This window comes from Paenibacillus sophorae (assembly GCF_018966525.1).
Lineage (GTDB): Bacteria > Bacillota > Bacilli > Paenibacillales > Paenibacillaceae > Paenibacillus_AQ > Paenibacillus_AQ sophorae.
The window spans coordinates 5,621,777-5,638,040 of record NZ_CP076607.1 but is presented as its reverse complement, the minus strand read 5'-3'; the positions used below and the strand labels follow the sequence as shown (position 1 = coordinate 5,638,040).

Genomic DNA, 16,264 nt, shown 5'->3' with positions numbered 1-16,264 from the left:
ATAAAAAGCATGAAAATTACTTCAAGCGAGGAAAAAAATATGGAAAAACAATCGGCTTCGAAAGACATCGGGAAGCTCAAGTGGTGGCAGTTGTCTTTGCTGGGAGTCGCGGGAACGATCGGAACGGGCTATTTTTTAGGGTCTGGCCTGGCGATTATGATCGGAGGACCGTCTGTACTGATCGCTTACCTTCTGGCCGCAGCCGGAACCTATGTTGTCTTTGACGCACTGGCGCGGATGACGGCGGATCACCCGGAGCAGGGCTCATTCCGTTCATATGCCCAGAAGGCGTTCGGCGGATGGGCGGGATTCGGAAGCGGATATGTTTACTTATGCTCCGAACTGCTTATTATGGGCAGCCAGCTTACGGCCTTGTCCATCTTCTCGCGGTTCTGGTTTCCGTCTGTTCCGATGTGGATATTCGCCGCCGGTTTCGGTTTGCTCAGTCTGATTATCGTCTTTTTTGGGAACAAAGGGTTTGACAAGGTTGAGAATGTGCTTGCCGTCATCAAAATCGCAGCGATACTCATGTTTCTGATTATTGCTGTAGGACTTCTTGCGGGTTGGATCGACGGCGGGCGGTATAAGCCGAACCTGCCGCTGACGGCTGCTGAGATTTTCCCGAGCGGCAGAATGGGGCTGTGGTCGTCATTTATTTTTGCCTTTTACGCGTATGGAGGCATTGAGGTGCTCGGCATCATGTCTTACCGGCTCCGCAAGCCGGAAGAAGCTCCCAAAGCGGGTAAGATCATGCTGCTGACCCTGGCAGTGGTGTATGCCTTGTCGATCGCCCTGGCCGTCACGATGGTGCCGCATTCTAAATTCAACTCGAAAGAGAGCCCGTTTGTGCTGGCTTTAAGCAGCGACCATCTGGCTTTTGTTCCCCATATCTTTAACGGGGTGCTGATTGTTGCCGGCTTCTCGACGATGACCGCTTCGCTGTATGCCGTAACATCCATGATCATCACGCTTGCGCAGGAAGGCGATGCTCCAGGGGTGTTCTCGCGAAAGCTGAAAGGCAAATATCCGCTGCCTGCGCTCGGGCTGATCGCGGCAGGTCTTGCGGCGACCATAGTTATGTCTCTCTTGATGCCAGGAAAAGTATATGAATATATCACCACGGCCGCTGGTCTGATGCTGCTTTATAACTGGGTGTTTATTTTGCTGTCTTCCGCCAAGCTGCTGCAGCCCGCCAAGCTCAGCGGCGTCAAACGCTGGTGCGGGCTGATATTGATATTCGCTGCGGCGGCCGGGACGATATTTCATCATGAGAGCCGGCCCGGGTTATTCATCAGCCTGCTGCTTGTGGCGCTGATTGCCGGGTGCGATGCGGTTGTCCAGCATGTGCGTAAAGGCCGGAGCGGTAAGCCGGGGGAAATGAATGAACCGCAGACGCCTGTCGATGTTCCCCTGCACGGAAGTTTGAGCGGCGGCTTTTGGATTAAGGCGATCCGTCTGCGTAAATCGCGGTCTTAAATATGCGGCTGCACCGGACCTGTGCGGCTTTAGTGGAGAAAGAGGAGCCGGGCCGCTTCCAAGCCAAAGTAAAGACCGAAGCCGACCAGCGACAGTCCGGATAATACGGACAGACATTTTAATACACGATTCGTCAAGAGTTTCCGGAAAAAGCTGGCGGCGCCGGCCATGCTGATGTCCCATAGAAGAATCCCCAGAACAATGCCGCTGCTGTAAAGAAGCAGCTGCTGCGTTGGATATTCTTCAGCAGCCTTGGCCAATACGGAACCGTAAATACCCAGCCAGAATAGAATCGACAGCGGATTGAACAGCGACATCAAAAATCCGGACAGCAAAGATTTACTGAGCCGATTATCTTCACGTCTTGATCCGGAAAATGAAACATGCCCGGCATCTTTTATGCTCTCAATGCCGGTGTAGGTCAGCACAAGAAAGCCGAACAGCCAAAGGAAAGTCTTGATATAAGGGGAATCCAGCAGATGAATGACGCCTAAATAGACAAGCAGCATATATAGAATATCCGCGCAGATGGCGCCAAGCCCGACAAACCAGGCGTGCCAGAAGCCGCTGCGTATGCCTTTGTCCAATTGTGCGGCGTTTATGGGCCCTATAGGGGCGGAAAGCGATAGACCAAGAATAATGTAGCCGATAAAGATTTCCACGGTCACGTCTCCTCGTCAGCCGAATGGATGGTATATTTTATCGTATTCAGTGCGATGGACAGGTACTACATTTTTTTGGAAAAACAGGATTTGAACAAAAACTCTTGCAACAAGGAATAATATCCATTAAGATACCAGAAGAAGTAACCGTGCTGTCCTTTCAGGGACTGCATCTTTTTCATAAACCGGCTGCAGGCCGGATTTGGTTATACCGCAAAGACATTGACGAAGAGAGTAAGCGCAAATTCCGGATCTGAACAGGGAAGGCATGCCGAAGACTGAGAGCTGCCTCTGAGACGACTGTCGCTGAAGTTCACTTCGTAGTCGGTTCCTGAAGTGCCCTTTACAGGGTATGGGTAGGGAAGCCCGCGCCCCGCGTTACAGGGTTTAAGACAGAGTTGATTCTTGCGCAGCTTGCTTGCGCGTCTCAGGAACAGCTCTAAATAAGGGTGGTACCACGGCTCCTCGTCCCTTGACGGAGAGCCTTTTTTACGTTGTTATAACAGAGAAGAGGGAGTGTAACACATTATGAGCAATGCGGAATTAGAACAATTAAGAAACCGGTTGGATGAGATCAACAGCGAACTGCTTGCGCTTATTTCGGAGCGGGCGGCGATTGTCCGTGATATCGGGGCTGTCAAGGAGAAGCAGGGAGTGCCGAAATTCGATCCCGAACGGGAAAAGAAGATGCTCGAGAAGCTCGTTGCCGAAAACAAAGGACCATTCACCGAAAGCACGATTCGCACGCTGTTCAAGCAGATCTTCAAGGCATCGCTTGACCTGCAAAGCGCCGAGCACAAGAAGAGCCTGCTGGTCAGCCGCAAGACCCGTAAGGAAGACACCGTTATCCTCCTTCCTGGAGACGTTGTGGTGGGCGGCAACGCTTCGTTGATGGTGGCCGGTCCCTGCTCGATCGAGAGCGAGAAGCAGACCCGTGCGGTAGCCGCAGCGCTGCAAAAAGCGGGTGTGCGTGTAATGCGTGGCGGTGCGTTCAAGCCCCGCACTTCGCCTTATGATTTCCAAGGACTCGGCATGGACGGACTGCGTATTCTGCGCGAAGCCGCGGATGAATACGGCCTTCTGACGATCAGTGAAATCGTGGACCCGGCGCATATCGAGCCGTCGCTCGACTATGTCGATATTATTCAGATCGGCGCGCGCAACATGCAGAACTTTGAGCTGCTCAAGGCTGCCGGCGAGGTGAACAAGCCGGTGCTGCTGAAGCGCGGACTTGCGGCGACGATGGAGGAGTTCCTGCATGCGGCGGAGTATATTATGTCTCGCGGCAATACTCAGGTCATGCTGATTGAGCGCGGCATCCGCACCTACGAGAAATGGACACGCAACACGCTGGATATTTCCGCCGTGCCGATTCTGAAGCAGGAGAGCCATCTGCCGGTTCTGGTAGACGTGACTCATTCCACCGGCCGCAAGGATATTCTCATTCCATGCGCGAAGGCTGCGCTTGCGGCGGGAGCCGACGGCATTATGGTCGAGGTTCATCCCGATCCGGCGACGGCGCTGTCCGACGCGGCGCAGCAGCTTAACATTGATGAGTTCAACACATTCTTCGACGAAGTGAAGGCGTCGGGATTGTACCGCCAATAATCGCCCGTAAAAGCGTACTGGGGCTGTCTTATACGCACCCGAAGCCGACGGATGCAGGAATGTCCCGATTTTGTCATGATTAATAGGCCGGACTCCCTTTCAAGCTGCTGCGCCCGGTGCTAAAATTTGGGGTAACAACCTTGGGAGGGACCTCTTTATGCGTGTGCACGATATTACTCTGGCCCGCGACTTTTCCTCCGATGACCTCAAGTGCATATCCATGAAAGCGGGAAGCTACCTTTCCGAGATTATTCTGCTTAAGCCGGATGCGGTCATCGATGTGAAAAGCTTGCTGGGAATGATGCTGTATCCGCTCAAAAAAGGCTTTGTCATCACCATCCGCACAAAAGGCAAGGATGAAGAAGAAGCACTGGACTTTATGTGTGAGATTATGGATCCCCGCTAAATCGGCGCCGTCCCGAAAGGCGGGAGAAATGGCTGAGAAGCTGTTTGGTGAAAAACAGGGAGTTGGGCTGGCCGTGCTCAATGAACTGGAAAGCGCAAGCTCATGGTCTATACAGCCCATGAGCTTGCGCTTTTTTGCATTCACGGATTGGAGCCGGGGCCGCCGAACCGTAATTGTGACAAACGGCTTCGTTTTTTAAATGCCCGCGCCGTTTTTTCTTGCGGGCTTGCGACCTATTACGCGGATCGGGCGTATACTTTGTATAGCGGAAGGCCGGCAGAGGCTGGGTCAGAATGACTTTGAGTTGTAGGGCACAATATCCCGGCAAGGGCTTCCCGCAAAATATTTAGGGGGAATGTTTGTGAATATGGAGATCAATCCAAAACAAAGGTCGTTTCGTTCCGGAAGGATTATCAGCACGGTTGCTGCAATACTCCTCGTGCTGCTGATCGGGGGAAATGCATTTTCATCGGTGGAATACGGACATGTGGGGCTGTACAAGACGTTCGGAAAGCTGAACGACAATGTATTGTCGCCGGGCATCCATTTTAAAATACCCTTCATCCAGTCCATCATCCAGGTCAACACGCAGGTGACCAAGGCGGAAACCGACACATCGGCTTCGTCGAAAGATCTTCAGCCCGTATCCACGCATGTAGCGGTTAACTTTTCCGTGAACAAGGAGTCGGCGTACAACCTGATGAACAATATCGGCGGAAGCTTCGATTCAGTCATCATTAATCCCGCTATCCAGGAAATAGTCAAGGAAGTTACGGCGAGATATCCTGCGGAGGATCTGATTACCCGCCGCGACGTTGTCGCCGGCGAGATCAGCGAGCATTTGAAGAACCGGCTTGCCAAATACGATTTGATCGTAAATGATATTAATATTGTAAATTTCAAATTCTCCGAAGCGTTTAACGATTCGATTGAAGCGAAGCAGGTAGCCCAGCAGCAGGCGCTGAAAGCAGAGAACGATCTGAAGCGGATCGAAATCGAGGCGAAGCAAAAGATCGCGCAGGCGCAGGCGGAAGCCCAGTCGCTCAGGCTGAAGAAGCAGGAAGTGACGCCCGAGCTAGTACAGCTGAAGCAGATCGAGGTTCAGGAGAAGGCGCTGGATAAATGGGATGGGAAGCTGCCGACCGTTACCGGAGGCGCGACTCCTTTTATCGACATCAATTCTCTGGCCGCTAAATAAGCCGAACCTTATCACCGGCGCGTGTTGAACCATATGTGTGAATCATAAAAAATGAACCTCCAACAGAGCGATCTGATTTGGAGGTTCTTTTACTGTTACTATTGTGATCGGCTGATATAGGATAAAATGTCCATTCGTAGGACCTTTGAAGGCTGTCCGCTTTGCAAAAAGGTGCCCAATTGGTATGATTAATAGAAGTGCAAGAAGTCACTATTTATTTTGGAGGAACGTGCGAATGAGCGAAATCAATCTGACCCGAATGATCGATCATACGCTGCTGAAAGCGGATGCTCGAAAAGAAGACATTGTAAAACTGGCGGAAGAAGCCAAAAGCTATAAATTCGCCTCCGTATGCGTCAACCCTGCATGGGTTTCCGTTGCCTATGAGGTGTTAAGGGACACGCCAGAGGTAAAGGTATGCACGGTAATCGGCTTTCCGCTGGGCGCTACGACGCCGGAGACAAAGGCTTTTGAAACGGTGAACGCTATCCGAAACGGCGCGGAAGAGGTTGATATGGTCATCAACATCGGCGCTCTAAAGGACGGTAACGACGAGCTGGTGAAACGCGATATCGCCGCCGTGGTGGAAGAGGCGCGCGGGAAGGCGCTGACCAAGGTCATTATTGAGACTAGCCTGCTTACGGAAGAAGAGAAGATCCGGGCCTGCAAGCTGGCTGTGGAAGCCGGGGCCGATTATGTGAAGACATCGACAGGGTTTTCTACCGGCGGGGCAACCAAAGAAGATATTGCGTTAATGCGCAGTATAGTAGGACCAGACATCGGCGTCAAAGCCTCCGGCGGCGTACGCAGCGTGGAAGACGCTCTGGTTATGGTCGGCGCGGGCGCAACGCGGATCGGCACCAGCGGCGGTGTAGCGATTGCCAAAGGAGAGCAGAATATTTCCGGTTATTAAACGACATTTCGGACAAAACAAGCTGCGGCTGAAGCGGGAAACCACTTCGGCTGCAGCTTTTTTTGAGTTTTTTCATTCTTTCTGATAATTCTTAGTGGAATAATAAGAATAAGTCTTTTCAAATGACATTCTTTGTGAGAGAATAGGTGCAGCTCTTACCTCTAACCATTTTTTTCAAATTGAAATTAGGGAGGAAATAACTATGTCAGAACAAGCCAATCTGTCGTTTGAAACGCTCGCCGTCCATGCCGGGCAGCAAATCGATCCAACTACGTTCGCCCGCGCCGTTCCGCTTTATCAGACTACTTCTTACGGATTCAGGGATGCGGAGCATGCGGCCAATCTGTTCGGATTGAAAGAGTTTGGGAACATTTACACGCGTCTGACGAATCCGACGACCGATGTGTTCGAGCAGCGGATTGCTGCGCTGGAAAGCGGGGCAGCTGCGCTGGCGACAGCTTCTGGCGCGTCGGCTATTTCCTTCTCTATTCTAAATATTGCCGGAGCCGGAGATGAAATTGTATCCTCGGCAAGCCTGTACGGGGGCACATACAATCTCTTCTCCACTACACTGCCTAAGCTGGGCATTAAAGTCAATTTCGTAGACTCGGATAATCCGGAGAATTTCCGCAGCGCCATCACCGAGAAGACCAAAGCGCTGTTTGCGGAAACGATCGGCAATCCGCGGGGCGACGTGCTGGACATTGAAGCGGTGGCCGCTATCGCGCATGAGCATGGTATCCCGCTTATTGTTGACAATACGTTTCCGAGCCCCTATCTGCTCCGCCCGATTGAGCACGGAGCCGACATCGTCGTCCATTCGGCTACCAAATTCATTGGGGGCCACGGCACCTCTATCGGCGGAGTGATTGTGGACGGAGGCAAATTCGACTGGAAGGCCAGCGGCAAGTTTCCGGGCCTGACGGAGCCGGATCCAAGCTACCACGGTCTGGTCTATGCCGACGCCCTAGGACCGATCGCCTACATTATCAAGGCCCGTGTTCAACTGCTCCGCGATATTGGAGCGTCGATCTCGCCGTTTAACTCCTGGCTGCTGCTGCAGGGGCTTGAGACGCTGCATCTGCGGGTGGAGCGCCACAGCCAGAACGCCCAGAAGGTGGCGGAATTCCTGGAAGCCCATGAAGACGTGGAATGGGTAAGCTATCCGGGACTGCCGAGCCATCCATCCTACGAGCTCGCGCAGAAGTATTTGCCGAAAGGCCAGGGAGCGATCCTGACCTTTGGCATCAAGGGAGGAAGCGAGGCGGGCCGCAAGGTGATCGAGAATGTGAAGCTGTTCTCGCATCTGGCGAATGTCGGTGATTCCAAGTCGCTGATCATTCATCCGGCCAGCACAACCCATCAGCAGCTGTCGGAAGATGAGCAGCTGTCCGCGGGTGTGACGCCCGAGCTGATCCGCCTGTCGATCGGTACGGAAGCAATCGCCGATATACTGGATGATTTGCGGCAGGCGATTGCGGCCAGCCAGGGAGTAACCGTTGGCTCATAAGGTCCGTCTCTTAACCGCCCGGCTGTCATACAGCCGGGCTATATCTTCAACATCCGGCAATCGTTAAGCGCGTACGGCGCGGATGTTACTGCCCGGCATGGCGCGTCCGCGCCGCCCTTGAGTTCTTTCCGGCTTGGGAGCCGGGAGGAAGCTGCTGAGGAGGGAAGCATTCTCTTGTATAAAGGGAAGCCCGTACCCGCATATTTCATGACCCGCCTCCGTATGCATTAGAGAGGCCGTAAAATAACAACCGGCGGGAAGTATGAGCAGGAAGCGTCCGGCGGCAACTCATAACCGAAAAAGGTGGGTGCGAAGATGAGGGATAAACTTGGGCAGGATAACGTAAGGACTGGCAGAGAATATCCGTTTTCATCCGGAACGGCGGCGGAAAAACCGGCAGATACGGAAAGCCTGTATCTGCTTGGTTCTTCCCGAGTGTTGCGTCCGGCTTTTCTAGTGCTGCCGGAAGGCCGCGAGAACCGTCTGTCTGTCCGCGAACCGGGCACCACTGCGGCTGGACCTTGCCTGGTCAGAAGTGAAGACTGGCTGAAACAGGCGGACCCGCTCTTTGCCGCCTGGCTTGCATCCGGGGATGGACAGGAGGCGGATCTGGCGCTGCGCCGGATTTATTACCGGCTGCGCGACGAATCGGCCGCGCTGCTGGGATCGGCGGACGGAGAGTGGGCCGCGGTCAGCCTGCCGGCCGTTCCGGAGCTTGACTCCCGCCCTGATCGGCTGGCCGAGCTTCAGGACATATTATTGGAAGCGCTTTTTAACGCGCTGGCGGAGCGGCAGCGCGAGGGCGGCGACTGCCGCCTGGATCTGCTGGCGCCCCATCCCGCCAGCGCGCATGAATTCGCTGCTGCGCGCGAATTCATCGAGACGGTGGCCGAACAGACTCTCGGCCACCGCTTCGCGGCGGCGTGCCATATCGGGGCGCTGATCGCCCCCGGTATCAGTCCCGCCGCCGCTGAGGAAATCGTGCGCATCGCCGATTTCCTCGTGCTGGACGGCGCAGCGGACGGGTCCGCGCCGGAGGAAAGCGCCGCCGCGGACCTGGTCTACGCGGCGGAGGGCATTCTCGCCGCCGTGCGGGGCGTGAAGCCGGCGGCGGTCGTGCTCGCCGCTGGCGGTTCGGCGGCGGCCGCGCTGGCTGATCTGTACCGGATCGGCCTGAACGGGATCTTTTGCGGCGCCGAACACCGGACGGAGGCTCTGCTTCGGGCGGCCTGCCTGGTCTGGATGGACCGCCACGAAAGCGCGGACCCGGCTACAGGCTGGCTGTAACGGCACAAGAGAAACGCGGTTTTACGGTTACTTGATCCAGACGCTGATTCGCTGCAAACGGGAAATTTGAGACGAAGCCGATTGCTCAAGCGGGCAGGGAAGTATGTCCGGTAATCACCGGAATAATAAAGAGGGAGCGCTGCATATCGGCGCTCCCTCTTTGTATTATATGTAGGTACGGCCCCCCATAATGGCCGTCCCCAAAAAACAGGCTTCATAGCGCGCAGCATACGTTATGCAGATGGGGGGGTTATCGACAGACGGGAGCGAGACAGAACACGGATCACCAAAATTTGTTAAAAATTAAGCTTGTCTACCGGTTTACAATCGGCGGATGGGGGTATATTATAATTATATGTTGCACTAAGGAAAACATTTTGTACTAATAAAACAATGAATTTCATTCTCATTTATCATGCTGTCCCGGCGTAGCCGGGGCAGCATGTGTCATTTTAAGGGCTCTAAGAATGGCTTTCATTATCAGCTGGGGATGAAGTTCAAATTAAGTCTTAGAACAGTCCGCATGGACCTGATCCAACATCAAACTTTTAGGAAGGTGTCTGCTATGCAAGCTACGAAACAACTGCCGCATATCTCTTCATATGAGGGGCAAGCCCAAAAACCCGGAGCGCCCAAAGGAAGAAAGTTCGATCCGAAAGAAATGATTCAAAACACGGAAATGCAGGCTGCGCTTGGAAGCGGGCTGCTTATGCTTCTGGCCTGGGGACTAAGCGGCTGGCTGCCGGTGCTGTCGGTCGTCGTCTATGCTGCCGCGTATACGGTCGGAGGGTGGATCAAAGCCAAAGAGGGAGTGGAGACACTCGTCAAGGAACATGATCTTGATGTCAACCTGCTCATGATCGCGGCGGCGCTTGGCGCGGCGTCAATCGGCTATTGGAACGAAGGAGCGATGCTGATCTTTATTTTTGCGCTCAGCGGAGCGCTGGAGAGCTATACGATGGACCGCAGCCGCAAGGACATCTCTTCACTGATGGCGCTCAAGCCGGCGACGGCGCTGCGCATCGACAAGGGAGCCATGAATGAGGTGGCGATCGACGAGCTGACCATCGGCGATCTGCTGCTGGTGCGTCCAGGCGAGCTGATTCCCGCCGACGGAACCGTGTACCGGGGGGAATCGTCGGTCGATCAGGCCTCGATTACCGGCGAATCGGTGCCGGTGGAGAAGGTTTACGGGGATGAAGTATTCGCGGGTACGCTGAACGGTGAAGGCGCCCTGTACATTGAGGTGACGAAATCAGCAGAGAACTCGCTGTTTGCCAAAATCGTCAAAATGGTGGAGGACGCTGAAGCCGAGGTTCCGGAATCCCAGCGCTTTATCAAGCGGTTCGAGGCGATTTATGCCCGGGCTGTGGTCGTCCTGACGCTGCTTCTCGTTTTCCTGCCTCCATTTGCGCTGGGCTGGTCTTGGGGCGCTACGTTCTATAAAGCGATGGTCTTCCTCGTTGTCGCCTCTCCATGCGCCCTGGTATCGTCCATCATGCCCGCGATGCTGTCCGCGATTTCCAAGAGCGCGCGCAAAGGCATTCTGTTCAAGGGCGGAGCGCATCTGGAAAATATGGCGCGCACCGCCGTCGTCGCCTTTGACAAGACGGGAACCTTGACGGCAGGGACGCCGGAGGTCACCGATTTCATCGCTGGCGAAGGACATAACCGGCTTGAGCTGCTGACGGTGAGTGCCTCGATTGAGAGTATGTCGCGTCATCCGCTGGCCGAAGCGATTGTCCGCAAAGCCGAAGACGAATGCCTGGAGCTGTGGAGTGTGCAGGATTCCCGTTCCTTGACCGGCTGGGGAGTGGAAGGCAGGGTGAACGGCAAGCTGTGGAGGATCGGCAAATCCAATATTTTGGATGATGGCAAATTTCCGGCTCATGGCGCGGAGACAGCAGCGGAAACCGCCAACGCTGACGGAGCCGGGTCTGACAGCAGCATGACAGACGGCGCACCGGCAGCACTGCGCGGCGAGAATCTGGCGTTCTGGAGAGAACAGCGCACAAGCCTGGAAAAAGACGGCAAGACCGTATCCGTTATTCTAGACGGAGATATAGTGGCGGGCATGATCGCTCTTCAGGATACGGTGCGCCCGGAGGCAGAGGACGCGGTGCGGAAGCTGCAGGAGCTGGGCATTAAGGTGGCGATGCTGACCGGGGACCGGGCAGCCACGGCGCAGGCCATCGGTGCGAAGACGGGGGTAGATCTCGTCTTTTCCGACCTGCTCCCGGAAGACAAAGTGAAGCATATCGCCTCGCTGCGGGAGCAGTACGGCCATACGATCATGGTCGGCGATGGCGTCAACGATGCGCCCGCGCTCGCGCAGGCGACGGTAGGCATGGGAATGGGCATGAAGGGCAGCGGCGCGGCGCTTGAAGTCGCCGATGTGGTGCTGATGAACGACAATATCGGGGAGATTGCTTCGACCATTTCGCTCGCCCGCCGCTGCCAGCGGATTGTGAAGCAGAATATGATTTTTGCCGTAAGCGTCATTGCAGTGCTCATCTTAAGCAATTTTATTAAGGGAATCGCACTCCCCTTCGGCGTCGTCGGCCATGAAGGCAGCACTATTCTCGTGATTCTGAACGGATTACGGCTGCTGCGATGATCGGAACGCATTTTACTAAAAGTTTTTAAAAATTAAATTGTTCACAAAATAGTCCTCGAACTATGGAGTCTGGCATATTGACATTTTCATCCTAGTCGAGCATAATGAAATTACTTTAGAATAATTCTAATTAAGATTTCACATATGTTCAGTCCATTACGAGGAGGATATTATGATGTATAAATCCATTATTGTCGGTACCGGACCTGCGGGTCTGACTGCCGCTATCTATTTGGCCCGGGCCAATATGAATCCGCTGGTTATTGAAGGCCCGCAGCCGGGAGGCCAGCTTACCACGACCACGGAGATCGAGAACTTCCCGGGATTCCCGGAAGGAATCCTGGGTTCGGAGCTGATGGACAATATGCGCGCGCAGGCGGAGCGTTTTGGAGCGAAATTCGTTACCGGCTGGGTGAACAGCGTGGAGCTGGGAGAGCGTCCGTTCAAGCTGAACGTTGAAGATATGGGCACGCTTGAGACCGATACGCTGATCATTTCCACCGGAGCTACAGCGAAGTATCTGGGCATTCCGGGAGAGCAGGATAATGTGGGCCGGGGCGTCAGCACCTGCGCGACCTGCGACGGCTTTTTCTTCCGGAACAAGGAGATTATCGTTGTGGGCGGCGGGGATTCGGCGCTGGAGGAAGCCGGCTTCCTGACCCGCTTCGCCTCGAAGGTGACACTGGTGCATCGCCGGGATGAACTGCGCGCTTCCAAGATTATGCAGGATCGGGTGCGCGACAACGCGAAAGTGGAATGGGCGCTGAACCGTACACCGCTTGAAGTGATCGCGGGCGATAACGGCGTTACCGGGCTGAAGGTGCTGAACAACGAGACCGGCGAAGAAGAAGTAATTGAAGCAAACGGCGTGTTCGTGGCGATCGGCCATCACCCGAATACGGCTTTCCTCGGCGGTCAGATTACCATCGATGCCAGCGGTTATATCGTAACGAATCCGGGCACTTCCGAGACGAACATTCCGGGCGTATTCGCCTGCGGCGATGTTCAGGATACCCGGTACAGACAGGCGATTACGGCGGCAGGAAGCGGCTGCAAGGCAGCAATGGACGCTGAGAAATACATTGAGAGCCTGGAGCATAGCGCGGTAGTGCTGTAAGTTTCATCGAAACGCCGCAGGTGGTATAATATTAAGCAAAAATTACTAGGAGGGAATCAACTATGGAAAATGTTGTGGTATATACATCGACCAACTGTCCGCACTGCCGTCAGGTCAAGAGCTTTTTGAATGAGAAGGGAGTTTCTTTCGAGGAGCGCAACATTGAGCAGAACGAAGAGTTCGCGCAGCAGGTATGGGATATGGGCATGCGCGCTGTTCCGATTACCGTGATCGGCGAACATAAAATCGTCGGCATGAACAAAACGCAGTTCGACAAGATATTGGCGGCTGCGCAGTAATATACAGCTATTGGTCAAAGGAAAGGGCGTCTCCGGGAGCGGAGGCGTCCTTTTTGTATTGGAGGTGAAGCGGGAGACGAAGTGCGGCTAGGCCGGTATGAGGGACATTGCGATCTGAAATACCGCGTACACGGCGATACCGCCGCCGATTAGCATGAGACCCGCCTTTTTTCTGGACTGGAACATACGCAGCACGCCGAGACTGATCATAGGTGCGATGATGAGCAGAAACAGCAGTACGGTGATGAACATCCGGGCCGAAACATCGGAAGTATCCACATAGGTCATGAAGGCTCACTCCATTTTTCGTTCGATATAAGCACTGTTAAGGCTAGCGCTTTCAAAGGATGCCAAGGATGGATAGCACCATCTGGACGACATACACAATACTTTCAATATATTTCACTAAATTCGATTGTATATTTAATGTAGCACGTTCACCTTAGGTCCGCGAGATGCGAAGCGCCGTTCAGTATGTTCAGTACATTTGAGGTACTTATGGAAATATTATTCCTAACCGATAATAGAGAAATAAAGGCGTATTGTTTGTGAATTTTAGCACTTAAGAAGTATTGGAAATCATGATGGACGCATTTAATATATGGAAGTGTAAATAAGAAACTCAACCGTTGATCAGGCAAACTCGCGCCAAGGGGGCTAAAGCAAGAATGGGTAAGATGACGAAGGCGATTGTTTTGGGCATGCTGGTTGCCGCCGCTGTGCCGCCGGCTGTGTATTGGGGGATGGATTATGCCTACGCCGCGACGAAGGGAACCCCAGTGAGTTCCGTCAGCGATATGACCCAGCAGCTGACCACTGCGATGAATAACCGCAAAGAGAGTGTTGCTTTTACATATGAAGGAAATACCTCACGCTTGAAGCCGCAGCTGCAAACCGCGCTGGATCAGGCGATGTCGAACGATCCTTACCTGAACTACATTGTGAACAGCTACAGCTTTTCCTACCGGGGCGGTTCCCGCTCGGCGGCGGTAAGCGTCAAGCTTACCTACCGTGAGTCGCTTCAGCAGACGGCTTATGTAAACGGGCAGGTCAAGATGATTTTGAACAAAATTATAGCGCCGGGGATGACGGGCGATGAAAAGGTAAAGGCGGTCCACGATTGGGTGGTGCTGAACCTGAAATATGACACGACCTACACAAAATATACGGCGTACGAAGGGCTGAAAAGCGGCAGCGCCGTATGCCAGGGCTATTCCTTGCTGACTTATAAGCTGCTGAAGGGCGCGGGAATTCCGAATAAAATCGTGGAAGGCACCGCGTGGCAGGACGGCTCGGGCCAATCGCACGCGTGGAATCTGGTTCAGCTGAGCGGACGCTGGTACCATCTGGATACGACTTGGGACGATCCCTCTCCGGATAAAGCGGGGGCCGTCAGCACGGCCTACTATCTGCGTACAGACAGCCAGATGCGCCGCGACCATACCTGGACCCGTTCCTATCCGGCTGCGGCTGTGGAATACTCCCGTACGCTCAGTGAACTGGCCAGCCTCAAAGGAAAGAAGCAGGCGGCCTATCAGAAGCTGCAGAAGGAGCTCCGGTACGACCTGTACGAAGAGAGCGGAATCGTCGATAACGCGGCTGAGCTGACCGCATTGGCGCAGCAGGCGCGGAAGAAGGGAGAAGCTTCGCTGCTGTTCCGTTATGATGGAAGCGAGAGCAGTCTGGTAAGCGACCTGCAGCAGCTGTACGAGACGGGCTTTAAGGGCTTGAGCTATAAGACATCCTTGTTTGACGATACGGGGGATTTAAAAGTGGAGCTCTACTGGCGGTAATGCCGGTGTCGTGAAAAAGATCGCTCTTCCATCCGTTCGAAAGAACGGCGGAGGGCGATCTTTGTTCGTAAAAATGGGCCGAATGTGCCTGTGTCACTCCGGAAGCCGAGTCATGCCGCATTCCGTCAGCGGCATGATCTACTCTTGCGGAACCGGCGCGCGTCCGGGAAGTAATCAAAGATGCCGTTATATATGCCGCAGCCTCAGCTGCGTCCGCGTCCTGCCATCTGCTGCCAGACCGTTCCGGCCGCTTCCTCGCCGGATTCAATACGTTCCAGCGCCATGCGCGCCTGGAGCCCGACTTCGAACTCGGGATCGTTCACCGCGGCTTCCAGCGCTCCGCGTGCTTCAGCTGTGCCGACCTCGTACAGAAATCGGGCGGCGCGCCAGCGGACGATTTTGCTGCTGTCCTTCAGCGCCCGGGTCATGACCGGCGTGGCGGCGGGATCGCCGATGTCGGACAATGTATCGCCGGCGGTGCGCCGTACGGCGGGAGCTTTGTCACTCATTGCCTCGTACAGCAGTTCCTGCGCTTCGGGCGTGCGCAGATCGCCCAGATAGACGACGGCCAGCCTGCGGATCAGCAGCTTCGGGTCCCGCAGCGCCGTTGATATTTGCGGGATCAGCTCGGGCGAAGGCGTCAAATCTTCAAGCGCCGCGTAGCGTACCCGCCAGTTTTCGCTCGTAAGGTCGCGCAGCAGTTCGTCCTGACCGCGCTTGCTGCGCTGCTCGATGAATTCGCCGCCGGCCGCCCCATGTGCGATAGCCTGCTGCACCAGCGAATCAAGACGCTCCTGCGGATAGGCGGCCTCCAGTTCCTGCTCGACTTCGCGCGCGATCTCGGGCAGCTCACCGTAGCGGACGCCGTAATCCGTCAGCTTGCGCTCTTTGATCAGGACCGCGCTAGCAACATCCGTCACCGCCTCGGTGAACCGCGGCGACAGCGCGATGCGTTCCTCACGCGCTCCGCTCTTTACCCGGATCTGCATCGGAATGGCGCGGAACATTTGGACGAACACCTGCGCCTCGCCGAAATGCGCGCCGGCATTCTCGTCCGTAAGCGTCCAGTCCTGCGCTCCGGCAGCTTCGCCGCCGAAGCGGGACTGCAGCTCCCGGAATATCTCCGCCCAGTCCGCAGAGGGCCTCCGCTCCAGCGCCGCGAAGTCGGCGGTATGAAAGACACTTTCCACCCCCGGAATGGTCAGCATCTCACGCGCCCAGGCCGGCGCAGCGTGCTGATTTTCCAGGGTATAGGTTCGGCGTATTCCCGGCTCCAGACTTTCATCCAGATGAAGCTTCATCGTATGCGGACTCGGTGTCGGTTCAATAAATGTGATCTTCATTCGGGTAAACCTCCTTAGGACGGCAGCCGCCGCAT

At 54.8% G+C, this 16,264-nt stretch carries 16 protein-coding genes; 13 read left to right on the top strand and 3 right to left on the bottom strand.

Translation table 11 applies throughout. The features are described 5' to 3' along the window. Positions 1 to 39 precede the first annotated feature (39 nt). Positions 40 to 1,476: an amino acid permease gene (locus KP014_RS27375; RefSeq protein ID WP_090834496.1), complete on the top strand. Its 1,437-nt coding sequence runs from the start codon at positions 40 to 42 to the stop codon at positions 1,474 to 1,476. A 29-nt stretch (positions 1,477 to 1,505) separates the two neighbouring features. Here KP014_RS27375 and KP014_RS27370 read toward each other — a convergent pair whose 3' ends face one another. Beyond that, positions 1,506 to 2,138, bottom strand: coding sequence for a LysE family translocator (locus tag KP014_RS27370; protein ID WP_036605005.1), 633 nt, complete (start codon positions 2,136 to 2,138; stop codon positions 1,506 to 1,508). Positions 2,139 to 2,161: 23 nt separating this feature from the next. Between KP014_RS27370 and KP014_RS27365 the strand changes: the two genes are divergently transcribed. From KP014_RS27365 to KP014_RS27315, 11 genes are all read left to right on the top strand, one after another. After that, entirely contained in the window at positions 2,162 to 2,395 is a 234-nt protein-coding gene (locus KP014_RS27365; protein WP_036605007.1) for a hypothetical protein, read from the top strand. 271 nt (positions 2,396 to 2,666) lie between these two features. Then, complete coding sequence (locus tag KP014_RS27360) at positions 2,667 to 3,746, top strand: bifunctional 3-deoxy-7-phosphoheptulonate synthase/chorismate mutase (RefSeq protein WP_036605009.1); 1,080 nt, start codon at positions 2,667 to 2,669, stop codon at positions 3,744 to 3,746. A gap of 157 nt (positions 3,747 to 3,903) precedes the next feature. Further along, a complete protein-coding gene (locus tag KP014_RS27355; RefSeq protein ID WP_036605011.1) occupies positions 3,904 to 4,152 on the top strand; it encodes an HPr family phosphocarrier protein in 249 nt (82 codons plus the stop codon). A gap of 28 nt (positions 4,153 to 4,180) precedes the next feature. Further along, entirely contained in the window at positions 4,181 to 4,351 is a 171-nt protein-coding gene (locus tag KP014_RS27350) for a hypothetical protein (RefSeq protein ID WP_175491906.1), read from the top strand. A 168-nt stretch (positions 4,352 to 4,519) separates the two neighbouring features. Next, the gene (locus tag KP014_RS27345; protein WP_051500701.1) at positions 4,520 to 5,350 is read left to right on the top strand and encodes a prohibitin family protein; all 831 of its coding nucleotides are present in this window, start codon (positions 4,520 to 4,522) and stop codon (positions 5,348 to 5,350) included. 235 nt (positions 5,351 to 5,585) lie between these two features. Then, positions 5,586 to 6,263 (top strand): deoxyribose-phosphate aldolase, encoded by a 678-nt coding sequence (gene deoC, locus KP014_RS27340; RefSeq protein WP_036605015.1) that lies wholly within the window; start codon positions 5,586 to 5,588, stop codon positions 6,261 to 6,263. A 202-nt stretch (positions 6,264 to 6,465) separates the two neighbouring features. Then, positions 6,466 to 7,773, top strand: a complete 1,308-nt coding sequence (locus KP014_RS27335; protein WP_090834474.1) for a homocysteine synthase — start codon at positions 6,466 to 6,468, stop codon at positions 7,771 to 7,773. A 315-nt stretch (positions 7,774 to 8,088) separates the two neighbouring features. After that, complete coding sequence (locus tag KP014_RS27330) at positions 8,089 to 9,060, top strand: hypothetical protein (protein WP_090834473.1); 972 nt, start codon at positions 8,089 to 8,091, stop codon at positions 9,058 to 9,060. A gap of 565 nt (positions 9,061 to 9,625) precedes the next feature. Next, a complete protein-coding gene (locus tag KP014_RS27325; protein WP_036590613.1) occupies positions 9,626 to 11,677 on the top strand; it encodes a heavy metal translocating P-type ATPase in 2,052 nt (683 codons plus the stop codon). 175 nt (positions 11,678 to 11,852) lie between these two features. Then, positions 11,853 to 12,794 (top strand): thioredoxin-disulfide reductase, encoded by a 942-nt coding sequence (trxB, locus tag KP014_RS27320; protein WP_036590610.1) that lies wholly within the window; start codon positions 11,853 to 11,855, stop codon positions 12,792 to 12,794. A 62-nt stretch (positions 12,795 to 12,856) separates the two neighbouring features. Further along, the gene (locus KP014_RS27315; protein WP_036590607.1) at positions 12,857 to 13,093 is read left to right on the top strand and encodes a glutaredoxin family protein; all 237 of its coding nucleotides are present in this window, start codon (positions 12,857 to 12,859) and stop codon (positions 13,091 to 13,093) included. Positions 13,094 to 13,180: 87 nt separating this feature from the next. On the opposite strand, the gene KP014_RS27310 is transcribed toward KP014_RS27315, so the two are convergent. Then, the gene (locus KP014_RS27310) at positions 13,181 to 13,381 is read right to left on the bottom strand and encodes a hypothetical protein (RefSeq protein WP_036590604.1); all 201 of its coding nucleotides are present in this window, start codon (positions 13,379 to 13,381) and stop codon (positions 13,181 to 13,183) included. Positions 13,382 to 13,761: 380 nt separating this feature from the next. On the opposite strand from KP014_RS27310, the gene KP014_RS27305 reads away from it, so the two are divergent. After that, positions 13,762 to 14,886, top strand: a complete 1,125-nt coding sequence (locus tag KP014_RS27305; protein WP_036590601.1) for a transglutaminase domain-containing protein — start codon at positions 13,762 to 13,764, stop codon at positions 14,884 to 14,886. A 203-nt stretch (positions 14,887 to 15,089) separates the two neighbouring features. Here the strand turns inward: KP014_RS27305 and KP014_RS27300 are convergent, their stop codons facing one another. Then, entirely contained in the window at positions 15,090 to 16,229 is a 1,140-nt protein-coding gene (locus KP014_RS27300) for a virulence factor (protein ID WP_036590598.1), read from the bottom strand. Between the last annotated feature and the right edge of the window lie 35 nt (positions 16,230 to 16,264).